This window comes from Arthrobacter tumbae (assembly GCF_016907495.1).
GTDB classification, from domain to species: Bacteria; Actinomycetota; Actinomycetes; order Actinomycetales; family Micrococcaceae; genus Arthrobacter_D; species Arthrobacter_D tumbae.
Genome location: NZ_JAFBCC010000001.1, coordinates 773,886 through 786,748, shown reverse-complemented (window position 1 = coordinate 786,748; position 12,863 = coordinate 773,886). Strand labels below are relative to the sequence as shown.

The window sequence follows — 12,863 nt, the reverse complement described above, 5'->3', positions numbered from 1 at the left end:
TCGGTCAGAATGGACGCTGTGCACCATGCCGCTACACCTTCGGCCGCAGGTCGTAGATCCGCTTCAGCTTCCCACTCGAGCGCGCCAGGGACCCGCTCTCGACGACGGACACCGCGCAGCTTGAACCGATGTGGATCTTGATCTGCGCGCTCAGCTCGGACGCGGCCGCAGCAGCATCGTCAGCGCTTACGCCTTCCCGCGGCTCAATCCGTATGGTCAACTGGTCCATCCGCTGTCCCTCGGGACGAGTGAGCTCCAGCTGGAAATGCGGGCTGAGCGCAGGGATGCGGAGCGCGATCTCCTCGATCTGCGTGGGGAAGAGGTTCACACCGCGCAGGATGATCATGTCGTCGCTGCGCCCGGTGATCCGGTCCATCCGGCGCATGCCGGGGCGGGCAGTGCCGGGAAGCAGCCGGGTCAGGTCATGCGTGCGGTACCGGATGATCGGCAGCGCCTCCTTGGTGAGGGAGGTGAAGACAAGCTCACCGGACTGGCCGTCGTCGAGCACTGCGTCAGTGAAAGGATCGATAATCTCTGGCCGGAAGTGATCCTCCCAGATGTGCGAGCCGTCCTTCGTCTCGACGCATTCACCCGCGACGCCGGGGCCCATCACCTCGGACAGTCCATAGATGTCACACGCGTCGAATCCCATGCGCTGCTCAAGCTCGATACGCATCCGGTCAGTCCAGGGCTCCGCACCCAGTACGGCAGTCTTGAGGGACGTAGCCTTCGGATCAACGCCGGCGGCCACCATCGCGTCAAGGATGGTGAGCAGGTAGGTGGGGGTGCTGAGGATGGCATCCGGCTCGAAGTCCTGGATGAGCTGCACCTGGCGCTCGGTCTGCCCGCCGGAGATCGGGATGACGGTGCAGCCAAGTTTCTCCGCTCCGAAGTGTGCGCCCAGTCCGCCCGTGAAGAGCCCGTAGCCGTAGGCGTTGTGCACCTTGTCGCCCTTCTTGACACCGCTGGCCCGCAGGCACCGCGCAACCAGCGACGCCCACCGGTCGAGATCCCCGGAAGTGTAACCAACAACCGTGGGCCGCCCGGTGGTGCCCGACGACGCGTGAATGCGGGCCACGCGCTCCTGCGGAACCGCGAACATCCCGAAGGGGTACGTCTGCCGGAGGTCTTCCTTGGTGGTGTAGGGGAACTTGGCCAGGTCGGAGAGTTCGCGAAGGTCCTCAGGGTGGATGCCGGCGTCGTCGAACTTGCGGCGGTAAAGGTCCACATTCTCGTAGGCGTACTTCACCGTCCACTGCAGCCGCTCGAGCTGGAGTTCCTCGATGCGCCCCCGGTCATAGCTTTCCTCCGGGTCCAAGGTGGCTGCATCCGCTGCCGTCGCCTTGATGGCCGTAGTGCTCATGAGGTCCTCGTCTCGGGCTGGTTCGTGGATGGAGCATCGCGGCCGGCCTTATTGGGAACGGTGCGCGAGCGGCCGCGGAACTCGGCAATCAGGCGGGTGTCGCCGTCGTCGTTCGCGGCAGTGATGGAAATGTCATAGAGGCCGCTCCGGCCGGCGGAGGCTTTTCGGTCAGCGACCGCGGTCAGCAGATCGCCCGGGAAAGCGGGGGCAAGAAAGTTGATGTCGACGCCGGAGGCAACGGTGATCGTCTCCGTCTCGCCGGGCGGATTGCAGGCCAGCGCGAAGGCGGAATCCGCGAAGGCAAAGACCATGCCGCCGTGCGCGATCCCAAAGCCGTTGAGCATTTCCTCGCGTAGACGCATGGTGATGGTCGCATGCCCGTCTGCGAGGCGGAGCACTTCGATTCCCAGCCAGTGGGAGGCGTGATCCTGTTCGAGGATAGGGTGCGCAGGGCGGACGTCAGTGTCCTTCATACAGGCCTCTCAGAATTATTTACCGATCGTTCATTAGGTAATACCGGAACCGCCGTAACTGTCAAGCAGATGAAGGCATTGTGGCGTTCATGATGCCGGTGGAAAACAGGTGAAGAAACGGAGTCACGGTGCTAGTCTTTCGGCACAGCGTCCCTGAATCGAAAGGGGTACGCGCTTGCGACACTCGATTCGCCGGTCCCTCGCCGCCCTCCTCTGCGCCGGAATGGCGTTGACAGCCTGCACAGCTCAGGAAGCACCGTCTCCCGCCGCCGAAGCGCCAGCCTCCCAACCAGCCTCCCTACCAGCGCCTGAGACGCCAACGCCGTCGCCTTCACCGTCCCTCCTCAGCCCCTCACCGTCCTCCACCAGCCCGGAGCCGCCGCAGGATCAGCACGTCGAAGCCGTCGTCTCGTCGAACTCGCTGGCTACGGACGCCGGCGCGAGGATCCTTACCGCAGGCGGGTCGGCAGCGGACTCCGCAGTCGCGGTCGCCGCCGTGCTGAGCGTCGTGGAACCCTTCTATTCGAGCGTGCTCGGCGGCGACACCTGGGCGCTCTATTACGACGCCGGCATTCAGGACGTCACCAGCCTCAACGCTGTGGGGCCGGTAGGCAGCAAGGCAACGCTCGAGGACTACACTCCCCGCGCCGGTGAATATGGCATTCACCAGGCCATCCTGCCCGGTGCCTGGGACGGCTGGATGCTCTGGTTGCGGGACCACGGGAACCTGCCGCTGCGGGAGGTCCTGGCCCCTGCGATCGAAACGGCGCGCGCCGGCTATCCCGTCAGCAGCGAGATGACCTTCTGGCTCACCCTGCAGGAACAGAACATCCGGAACTCTCCGAAGCTCAGCGAGCTGTACCTGCGCGGCGGCGGCCTCGTTGCCACAGGCCAGACTGTCACCCAGTCTGACCTCGCCGACACCCTCGAAGCGCTTGCAACCGCTTACGACGACGGCGCCGCCACCGCCGGCGACGCGGCAGCATCCCACGCGGCCGGTATCCAGGCCGCCCGCGACTATTTCTACCGGGGACCGTTGGCCGAAGCGATCGTGCAGTACTCCGACGAGTTCGGCGGCTACTTCACCCTGGAAGATTTCGCCGGCTACGAGGCGGAGCAGGTGGATCCGATTTCCATCGACTGGGGCGGTGGGCTGCAGGTTCTGCAGAACCCGCCCAACAGCCAGGGCATCGCTATGCTGATGGCGCTGAACATATTGAAGACGGAGGACTGGTCGGGCAGGTCGCCCTCCGATCCCGATGTCATTCATCGGCAGGTCGAAGCAGTGAAGCTCGCCTATGCGGACCGGTTCGCGTATGTCGGCGACCCTGACCGTACCGACGTGCCGGTGGACGAACTGCTCTCAGATGATTACGCCGTAGCCCAGCGCACCCGAATCGATATGGACACGGCCGCGGAGTGGCCGATTGCAGCGGGTCTGGACCGCCAATCAACTGACACCACCACGTTCCATGTCACGGACAGCGAGGGCAACGCCGCCGCCATCACCACCAGCCTCGGCGGGCAATTCCTCGTGGTGGGGGAGACCGGTATCCACATCAACGAGCGCATGAAGTTCATGTCAGTGGACCCGGAGAACGTGAATGTGGTCGCTCCGGGCGCGACCGTGCGGCACACGTCCAACCCCTACATGGTGATGCGCGACGGCCGGCCGTACCTGCTGGGCGGGAACACCGGCGTCGATACCCAGCCGCAGGCGCAGCTCCAGCAGTTCATGAACGTCGTGGCTTTCGGTCTTTCTCCGCAGGAAGCGGTTGCACAGCCCCGCTTCGTCAGCACGTCATTCCCGCAATCGATCTTCCCCTACCCGGCGGACAACATCCTGCACGTGGAGACAAGCTTCGCGCCCGCCGCCATCGCTGAATTGCGCTCACGCGGACACAACATCGCAGTAGGCCAGGGAATTTTCGGCACCGCCAACATCCTCGAGATCACCGAGGACGGCACTGTTGCCCGAATCGGAGCCGAACCGCGCAACGAGACCGCCAGCGGCGTCGTCCTTCCCCTCGGCCAGTGATCGTGCGCCGGGGCGGTGTCTCCGGCGAAGCGGGAACGGGGACGCGCAACGTTCGCCGTGCCCTACGCGGCTGATGAATCCGGCGGCGCTGACGGAACAGATGACGCTGGTGGTTCAGGGCTTGCCGGTGGAGCGGGACTTGTCGGTGGTCCGATGGCCGGTGCGGACGGAAGCGGAGGTTCCGGCACGGCCGGCGCTGACGGGCCGGGAGGGGTCGGAGCGGGCACCGGCGTCGTTGGGAGAGGGGGTTCAACGGGGGCAGGCTCAGTGGGTTCGGGGTCGGGTTCGGGAACCTGGCTCGGCGCTGGGTCGGGGACAGGGTCAGGCGCGGGTGCGGGATCCGGCTCGGGCGCACTTGATGTGTCGGGAACCGGAACCGGAACGGGAGCCGGAGCCGGTGCGGGCGGCGGTACCGGGCCCGGTGCGGGCGGCGCCGGTTGGAGTTCTCTTTGTGATTGGTCCGGTGTCGGCGTCGCTGGTTCTGGAGGCGTGGCTGGAGCAGAGGGTGTGCGGTCGCGCAATGCGCGTTCGAAGTACGCCCGGAGATTGGCTATCGCTTCTTCGATCTGTTGCTGTTGTGCAGGCTCGACCGCGCCGATGAAACCAAGCGTCGCCAGACGCATGCTGAGACTGTCCAGCGCATCCTGTGCCTCTGTGAAATCGCCGTCGACAGACAATTGCGTAACTTCCAGGACGTCGGCCTGTAATTGCCGCGAGGCGGCAGCACCGTAGTCCGGAGCGAGGCTGCAGCCGCTCAGCAGGGCCACAGCCAGCGCTGCCGCTGCAGCGTACCGGCGAGTTCTCTTCGTGGTCACGGGGTCACGCTTTCCTGTAATTCTTCGAGGAGGACACCGAGTTCTCCTGGTGCCGGAGGGTAGTTGACGGTCTCGGAGTCAGTTCCGGACATCAGGACGGGTACGAGGATGACCACTGCAATCAGGAGCGTCAGGGCCGCTGCGAGTGCGATCAGCGCCCATCGGAGCGCGCGGGGCTTTCTCCGCCTCTGCGGAGCTGCGGGCTCAGTTGAGTGGGCATTTACCGGCCACTCATCGTCGCCCTCCTTGCCGCCGTCGTCGTTGGGTGTTTGCAGCGCAGCTCCGCGCCAATTTTGCAGCGGTTGTTGCGCCGTAGTCGGCTGCGGGTCCGGCCGGTGCGGGATGTGCTCCTGTGGCTCCGTAGGGGGTTGCGATGCTGCCGTCGAGTCCTTCTTAATCCCGGCCGTTCCGCCCGCTGTCATGGATGGTGCACTAAGTGCGCGGGCAACATCCTCCGCCGACGGGCGGGCTGCCGGATTCCGATGCGTCATGTCCCTGAGCAGCCGACCCCAGTCGCTGTCCGGCGATGCGGGGATCACCGGATCGCGATGAAGACGCGCGGCTGCTGACGCCGCCGCCGGACCGGGGAAGGGCGTCTCGCCTGTGAGGCACTCAAGCAGCACCAGCCCGAGGGAGTAGATGTCGCTGGCAGCCGTGGCCGCAAGGCCTTCGGCCTGCTCGGGGCTGAAGTACGCGGCGGTGCCGACGGATTGACCCGTCGCAGTCAGGTGGGCTTCCTCCACGAGGCGGGCTATGCCGAAATCTGTGAGTTTGGGGTTCTCTGCGCGGTGTGGATTGCCGCTGGTGCCGAGGAGGATGTTGGCCGGTTTCACATCGCGGTGAATCACCCGCTGGCTGTGAATGTAGGCCAGGGCCTGGGCCACGCCCCTTCCCATGGCCTTCGTCTCTTCGGCGCTGAGAGGTGCATGGAAATGTGTCCGATGAAGATCCTGGCCCGTGATCAACTCCATGACCAGGAAGGTGCGGTGGTGGAGGTCCGAGGTGTCAGTGCCGATATCGAAAACGGTAACGAGGTTGCGGTGGTTCAGCCCCGCGAGAATCTGGGCTTCCGCCCGCTGGCGCGCCTCGTCCTCGGGTTTGATCGACCCGGTGTGAAACACCTTGACTGCCACATCCCGGTCAAGCACTTCATCCCGCGCCTTGTGCACTGAGGCCATGCCTCCCTGACCGAGGAGGGCGTCAAGCCTGTACCGCCCGCCAAGGATCTGGGGTAAGCCGAGGTCGGGTTGGGAGTCGGGTTCTCCCACCGTCGTCGCAGCATGTGCCGATCCGGCACCCTTGCTGTCCATCCGTCAACTATACCGACGCCGGGCTGCCGTTGTCCGCCGCGGGACGCAGGCCAGAGCTCCTGCCACGTCTGTATTTTCCATATGGGGTGTTCGGAGCCCTGGCGCTGAAGGATCGCAACAGCACCCGGAAATCCCGGCGATTCACCCCGCGATACTGCTCGCCCCCGAAAGCACCCTGGTGGCGCCCAATGCGTCAGCCACGAACGCGTAATCCCAGGCGACGTCCTTCCACTGCTCGTACCGCCCGCTTGCGCCGCCGTGGCCGCCGTCCATCTCCGTCTTGAGGACAATCGGCTCACTGCCGGTCGATTCCTCGCGCAGCCTCGCCACCCATTTGGCCGGCTCCACGTAGAGCACCCGGGTGTCGTTGAAGCTGGTCACCGCAGCGATTCGCGGGTACGCGGCCGCGCGGATGTTCTCGTATGGGGTGTATTCCTTCATGTACCGGTAGACTTCGGCGTCCGTGATGGGATTGCCCCACTCCTCCCATTCCAGTGCGGACAGGGGAAGCTCGGGATCCAGAATGGTGGTCAGGGCATCCACGAACGGAACCTGCGCCACAATCGCGCGATACTTCTCGGGAGCCAGGTTGGCCACGGCACCCATCAGGAGCCCGCCGGCGGAACCGCCGATAGCGGCAATCCTGCCCGAATCCACCCAGCCTGACTCGCCCAGATGAGTGGTTGCGTCGACGAAGTCCGTGAAGGTGTTCTTCTTCTCGAGCTTCTTCCCCTTCTCGTACCAGGTGCGCCCCATCTCCCCGCCACCGCGGATATGCGCGACGACGAAGATCACTCCGCGGTCAAGCAGTGACAGGCGCGAGATGGAGAACGCCGGATCCATGCTGATTTCGTAGCTGCCATAGGCGTAGACAACGGCCGGGTTGCTGCCGTCCTGCTGCAGGTCCCGGCGCCGAAGGACGGAGAGCGGGATCTGCGTGCCGTCCGCCGCCGTCGCCCACTGGCGCTCGGCGACGTAGTCCTCCGAGCGGTACCCGCCGCGCACTTCAGTCTCCTTGCGCAGGGTGAGTACACCGCCGTCGAGCAGGTAGTCATAGACCCGCGGCGGAGTGAAGTAGGAGGCGTAGGAAAGCCGGATCACGGGGGATTCAAACTCGGCGCCGGCCAGGTTGCAGGTGTACAGGGCTTCGTCGAAGGCCGGCTCGAGCGGCACCGGCTGTGCCGGCGTGCCGAGGCCTTCCCGGGGCAGGATCTGCACGCGCATGGTGGTGTCCTTGCGGACCGAAACCAGGACGTGCGTCGCGGTGACGGTGGCACCGTGGACGCGGACGGCGTCGTCGTGCCTGATCACCGGCAACCACTCCTGCTCGGTGAGCGGGCGCTGGAACTGCTCCGCGTCCACGAGGCTGACCATCGAGTTCTTCGCGCCGCGGTCGTGGGTGAGCAGGTAGTGCAGGCGGCCCTCGATCCGCAGCGGTTCCGGCTCATAGAGGACGCGGTCCGAGCGCGGAATCAGCGTGGTGAGGCCGGCCTCCTGGTTCTCGAGGTCCAGCACGCGGTACTCGCTGTATTCCGAGCACCCGATGCCGATGAGGAGTTGCGTGCGGTCGGCGGAGAGGTCGAAACCGGTCCACATGGCGACGTCGTCTTCCTGGTAGACCAGCTCGTCCTGCCCGACGGCGGTGCCGAGCCGGTGCGATTTCACCTGGTAGGGGCGCCAGCTGTCATCGACGACGGTGTAGAACACCTGGGTTCCGTCCGGTGAGAACGCCAGGCCGTAGAAGACGTTGGGGATCTCGTCGGGCAGGAGCTGACCGGTGGACAGGTCCTTGATCCGCAGGGTGAAACGTTCATCCCCGGCGTTGTCCACGCTGAAGGCCAGCAGGTTCCCGTCCTCGCTGACGGTGAGGCCGCCCAGTGAGAAGAAGGGCTTGCCTTCAGCCTCCGCGTTGCTGTCGATGAGTACCTGTTCGCCTTCGACGGGCCGGCCGGCCACCACCTCGGGCGGCGTCCAGTCCCTTGCAACATTGCCGGTATCTGCCGCCTTCACCCGGCAGTGGATGCTGTACTGCTTTCCCTCTTCGGTGCGGGAGTAGTACCACCAGTCCTTCTTGCGGGCGGGGACGGAAAGATCCGTTTCCTGCGTGCGGTTCTTGATTTCGCTGAAGATGTCCTGGCGAAGCTGTTCCTGCCCGGCGGTGACTGCCTCGGTGTAGGCGTTCTCGTCCTTGAGATGCCCGATGACCTCGGCGCTGTCCCTGGCGCGCATCCACTCGTAGGGGTCAATCACGGTCTCGCCGTGGTGGGTGCGCTCGGTGGGGACCTTCTTGGCAACGGGAGGGGTGAGAGTCATGGCTCCATCCTGCCAGAACCTTGTGCGCCTGCCGGCGGGGCCGCCTGCGCTCGACGATTCCGTGCAGGTTTCGACCGAGCAGGTGCGTGTCGCCGCGGAACACGCCGATGATTGGAGGAGGACGCGAGGCAAACCTGCGAGAAATCGTACGGGTTGTAAAGGTCAGGCGAAATGTCAGCCGGGAGCGGCCGTGGTGGATCCCCGGACAATCAGGTCCGACTCGAACAAGACCTCGGTGCGGCTGCTGCGTTCGCCGGAGAGTTCCGTGAGCAGAGCCTGGACGGCGGCCTCGGCCATGGCTGAGACGGGCTGCCGGAGGGTGGTCAGCGGTGGGTCGGTGAAGGCCATCAGGGGTGAGTCATCGAATCCGACGATCGACACGTCCTCCGGTACGCGCAACCCCCTCGAGCGTGCGGCGCGAATTGCGCCGAGGGCCATGACGTCGGACGCGCAGACAATGCCGGTGTGGCCGGAGTCCAGCAGCTCGACGGCGGCGCTGTGGCCGCCCTCGATGCTGAACATGGTGACGGCGGTGTGTGTCGACGGATCGGTCTGGCCGAGTTGCTGTTTCACGCCGGCACGGAACCCTTCCGCCTTCCGGCGGCTGGGGATGAAGTGTTCCGGGCCGGTGGCGAAGCCGACGTTCCGATGCCCCAGCGAGGCAAGGTGGCGGACGGCGGTCTGGATGGCGATGGAATCGTCAGTGGCAATTGCCGGGGCATCAATCTCCGGCCGTGTTCCATTGATCAGCACAAAGGGGATGCCGCGCGCACGCAGCCGCTGATACCGCTCAACGCTTGCACGGCCGTCCGCGTGGGCGGCGCACACGAAGATGAGGCCACGGGCGCCCTGATCCAGGAGAAGGGACACGTACTCGTCCTCGGGAACCCCGCCGCCCGGCAGCGTGCAGAGCGCGGGGATGTAGTCATTCGGAGCCACCAGAGCGCTGATCGCGCCCGCGAAGGCGGGAAAGATCGGGTTGACCAAATCAGGCACCACAATGCCGATCTGCCCCTTGGCTCTGCCCGATAGGCGGTCGGGCCGTTCATAGCCGAGGTCATCCATGGCGGTCAGTACGGCCTGGCGCGTTTCCCTCGACGCCCCGCTCCGCCCATTGAGCACTCGCGAAACCGTAGGCACGCTCACTCCGGCATGGCGCGCTACATCCTCCAGCCGGGGCTTGTCGGTCGGTGGAGGAAGAGTCACTTTTCCATCGTATCCGGCCGGAACGGCTCGATGAAAATTTTCATGAAACTTTCAGCAAACTCTTGACCGGTCGGCGACTGCTTTCTAGGGTGAGAAGCGCCTACTACCAAAACCGCACGTGCACTGAAGCACGTCGAGGAGGATCCATGCTCACCCCACCATCTGTTCACCACGGCCGACGGCGCGCCGCCGGGCTGGCCGCCGGTGTCCTTGCCGTACCGCTGCTCGTCAGTCTGCTGCCTGTTCCGGCGCTCGCCGACCACAGCGCTCTGCCTGCGTCCGTCACCCTCGTGGGCTCGCTCCAGTCCGAGCTCGGATGCCCCGGCGACTGGCAGCCCGAGTGCACGGCCACGGCCCTGACCGAAGTCGAAGGCTCGCCCGGCACCTATAGCGGCACGTTCGATGTTCCGGCCGGCGATTACGCTTACAAAGCAGCCCTCAACGGCACCTGGACCGAGAACTACGGCGACGGCGGCGCGGCGGGTGGAGCCGATATCGCGCTGACATCCCAGGGAGGGCAGATCACCTTCACTTACGATCACAGCACCCATGTGATGACCAGCGACGTTCCGGCTTCGCTGGTGTCCGGCGCTGCAGCGCACTGGCTGGCGCCGAATGTTCTGGCGTGGGATCTGACGGATGCCCCGGAAGGCGCGTCCTACCGCCTTTATTACGGACCCAACGGCGGTTTGGAAGTGGTTGACGGCGCCATTCCGAATGGAAAGTACATCGACCTGGAACGCAGTTCCGACTCACTCGGCGCCGAGCTGGCAGCCACGTCTCCGCACCTGGCATCCTTCGACACTCTGACCCTTCCGAAGAAGGCCGCACGCCAGGCGAAGGACCTGCTCAAGGGCGAGCTGCTCGTTGCGCAGCTCGCTGCCGACGGAACGGTCCTGCAGGCCACGGGCGTGCAGATCCCGCGCGTGCTGGATGCGCTGTACCCGAAGGCCCTCAAGCGCACCCTCGGTCTGAGCTGGAAGGGCCCGCGCCCGAGCTTCGACCTGTGGGCGCCGACTGCCCGCCAGGTCACACTTCACCTGTACCGCGAGGGATCCGGCGGCGAGGCCATAGCCACTGTTCCCCTGAAAGAAGGGCACGACGGCGTGTGGTCCCTTCTCGGCGAGAAGGACTGGAAAAACGCCTACTACCTCTACGAAGTGGAGGTGTATGTGCCGGAAACGGGGGCAGTGGAGCGCAACCTCGTCACCGACCCCTACAGTGTGGGCCTCTCCACCAATTCCGAGCGCAGCCTGATTGTGGACCTGGCGGATCCGGCGCTGGCGCCGCCCGGCTGGAAGTCGATCGAGAAGCCAGCCCTTGCGCAGCCCGAAGACCTTTCACTGTATGAGCTGCACGTCCGGGACTTCTCGATCTCCGACGCCACGGTGCCGGCCGGGCGCCGCGGCACGTACGCAGCCTTCGCGGAACCGGACAGCGATGGAATGAAGCGGCTGGCAGACCTGGCGGACGCCGGGCTGAACGCCGTGCACCTCCTGCCGGTGAACGACATCGGAACCATTGAGGAGCGCCGCGACGTCCAGGCCGAGCCGAAGTGTGATCTGGAAAGTTTCGCTCCTGACAGCGAGGAACAGCAGGCCTGTGTCTCCGCCGTCGCGGGCAAGGACGGCTTCAACTGGGGCTATGACCCGCTGCACTACACCACGCCGGAAGGCTCATACTCCACCAACCCCGAGGACGCCACCCGCATCCGCGAATTCCGCGACATGGTGGCGGGCCTGAACAGTACGGGCCTGAGGGTGATTCAGGACGTCGTCTACAATCACACCGCAGGCGCGGGCCAGACCTCGACCAACAATCTGGACCGCATCGTGCCCGGGTACTACCACCGGTTGAACCCCACCAGCGGTGCTGTCGAGACCTCGACCTGCTGCCCCAATACGGCAACCGAGAACGCCATGATGGGCAAGCTCATGGTGGACTCCATTGTGACTCTCGCGCGCACCTACAAGCTGGACGGCTTCCGGTTTGACCTGATGGGCCATCACAGCAAGCAGAACATGCTCGATGTTCGCGCCGCCCTCGATGAACTGACTCTGAAGAAAGACGGCGTCGACGGCAAGAGCATCTATGTTTACGGTGAGGGCTGGAACTTCGGCGAGGTGGCCAACAATGCGCGCTTCGAGCAGGCCACCCAGCTGAACATGGCCGGCACGGGCATCGGAACCTTCAACGACAGGCTTCGCGACGCCGTGCGCGGCGGCGGACCATTCGATGAGGACCCCCGCGTGCAGGGTTTCGGCTCCGGTCTCTGGACCCAGCCCAACGGCGCGGAGGTCAACGGCACGCCCGAGGAGCAGCGTGCCCGCCTGCTGCTCAACCAGGACCAGATCAAGGTGGGGCTGACCGGAAATCTGCGGGACTACACGTTCATTGACCGCACCGGTGCGGAGGTGACCGGCGCCGACGTCGACTACAACGGCAGCCCCGCCGGCTACACCGCCGATCCGCAGGAAGCCATCACCTACGTCGAGGCACACGACAACGAGACACTGTTCGACAGCCTCGCGTTCAAGCTGGCGCCCGGAACGTCCATGGCCGACCGCATCCGGTTCCAGACGCTCTCACTCAGCACCACGGCCTTCGGACAGGGCATTTCCTTCTGGCATGCCGGGGGAGAGGCCCTGCGCAGCAAGTCGCTGGACCGCAACAGCTACGACTCCGGCGACTGGTTCAACCTCCTGGACCACACCGGCACCGACAACGGCTTTGCCCGTGGACTGCCGCCGCGTGCGGATAACGCGGACAAGTATGAGTTCATGAAGCCGCTGCTGGCGGACCCTGCGCTCAAGCCCGCGCCGGAGGACATTGCAACGGCTCGCGATCAGGCCCTGTCCCTCCTGGAAATCCGCAAGAGCACGCCGCTGTTCCACCTGGGCACGGCCGAGCTGGTCCAGCAGAAGGTGTCGTTCCCCACGGGCGGTCCCGACCAGGTTCCGGGCGTGATCGTGATGCATATTGACGACACCACCGGACCGGACATGGATAGCGAGCGGACCGGCGTCGTCGTCGTTTTCAATGCGTCTGACGCTACCGTTACCCAAACGGTTCCCGCAGCGGAAGGGCAGTCCTTCGGACTGCATCCGGTGCAGCGCGACGGCTCGGATGATGTGGTGAAGGGTGCGTCCTTCGACCCCTCAGCGGGCAGCTTCACCGTCCCGCCGCTCACGGTGGCGGTGTTCGAGGCAAAGTAGCAACAACCAGGCAGCGAAGGGCCGGAACAGCAGAGCGTGCTGTTCCGGCCCTTCGCGCGTCCCGGGACTGCGCCGGTGTTGACTCTGAACTCGCCTCGCCGATATCCTGAACGAACGGTCGGTAATTATT

General features: G+C 65.2%; 8 protein-coding genes. 2 read left to right on the top strand and 6 right to left on the bottom strand.

Annotated elements, in window-relative coordinates:
* Positions 1 to 31: 31 nt before the first annotated feature.
* Together paaK and paaI are read right to left on the bottom strand one after the other, a co-directional pair.
* Positions 32 to 1,363 carry a phenylacetate--CoA ligase PaaK gene (gene paaK, locus JOD47_RS03760; RefSeq protein ID WP_204532079.1) on the bottom strand — a complete coding sequence of 444 codons (1,332 nt, stop codon included), beginning with the start codon at positions 1,361 to 1,363 and terminating at the stop codon, positions 32 to 34.
* A complete protein-coding gene (gene paaI, locus JOD47_RS03755; protein ID WP_204532064.1) occupies positions 1,360 to 1,836 on the bottom strand; it encodes a hydroxyphenylacetyl-CoA thioesterase PaaI in 477 nt (158 codons plus the stop codon). The genes paaK and paaI overlap by 4 nt, the downstream gene beginning before the upstream one ends.
* A gap of 175 nt (positions 1,837 to 2,011) precedes the next feature.
* On the opposite strand from paaI, the gene JOD47_RS03750 reads away from it, so the two are divergent.
* Complete coding sequence (locus tag JOD47_RS03750) at positions 2,012 to 3,874, top strand: gamma-glutamyltransferase family protein (RefSeq protein ID WP_204532062.1); 1,863 nt, start codon at positions 2,012 to 2,014, stop codon at positions 3,872 to 3,874.
* Between the two features lie 62 nt (positions 3,875 to 3,936).
* On the opposite strand, the gene JOD47_RS03745 is transcribed toward JOD47_RS03750, so the two are convergent.
* The 4 genes from JOD47_RS03745 to JOD47_RS03730 all read right to left on the bottom strand — a co-directional run bounded on the left by JOD47_RS03745 (position 3,937) and on the right by JOD47_RS03730 (position 9,518).
* Complete coding sequence (locus JOD47_RS03745; RefSeq protein WP_204532060.1) at positions 3,937 to 4,689, bottom strand: hypothetical protein; 753 nt, start codon at positions 4,687 to 4,689, stop codon at positions 3,937 to 3,939.
* Entirely contained in the window at positions 4,686 to 5,999 is a 1,314-nt protein-coding gene (locus JOD47_RS03740; protein WP_204532058.1) for a serine/threonine-protein kinase, read from the bottom strand. The genes JOD47_RS03745 and JOD47_RS03740 overlap by 4 nt, the downstream gene beginning before the upstream one ends.
* 141 nt (positions 6,000 to 6,140) lie before the next feature.
* Positions 6,141 to 8,312, bottom strand: coding sequence for a S9 family peptidase (locus JOD47_RS03735; protein ID WP_204532056.1), 2,172 nt, complete (start codon positions 8,310 to 8,312; stop codon positions 6,141 to 6,143).
* A gap of 174 nt (positions 8,313 to 8,486) precedes the next feature.
* A complete protein-coding gene (locus JOD47_RS03730) occupies positions 8,487 to 9,518 on the bottom strand; it encodes a LacI family DNA-binding transcriptional regulator (protein ID WP_204532054.1) in 1,032 nt (343 codons plus the stop codon).
* Positions 9,519 to 9,664: 146 nt separating this feature from the next.
* Here JOD47_RS03730 and pulA point away from each other — a divergent pair, with 146 nt between their 5' ends.
* Positions 9,665 to 12,733, top strand: a complete 3,069-nt coding sequence (pulA, locus tag JOD47_RS03725) for a pullulanase-type alpha-1,6-glucosidase (protein WP_204532052.1) — start codon at positions 9,665 to 9,667, stop codon at positions 12,731 to 12,733.
* The last annotated feature ends 130 nt before the right edge of the window (positions 12,734 to 12,863 follow it).

What these genes read in the sequence shown, in the direction of transcription:
- paaK (WP_204532079.1), bottom strand. Translation starts at nt 1,363, where the DNA reads ATGAGCACTACGGCCATCAAGGCGACGGCAGCGGATGCAGCCACCTTG.
- paaI (WP_204532064.1), bottom strand. Translation starts at nt 1,836, where the DNA reads ATGAAGGACACTGACGTCCGCCCTGCGCACCCTATCCTCGAACAGGAT.
- JOD47_RS03740 (WP_204532058.1), bottom strand. Translation starts at nt 5,999, where the DNA reads ATGGACAGCAAGGGTGCCGGATCGGCACATGCTGCGACGACGGTGGGA.
- JOD47_RS03735 (WP_204532056.1), bottom strand. Translation starts at nt 8,312, where the DNA reads ATGACTCTCACCCCTCCCGTTGCCAAGAAGGTCCCCACCGAGCGCACC.
- pulA (WP_204532052.1), top strand. Translation starts at nt 9,665, where the DNA reads ATGCTCACCCCACCATCTGTTCACCACGGCCGACGGCGCGCCGCCGGG.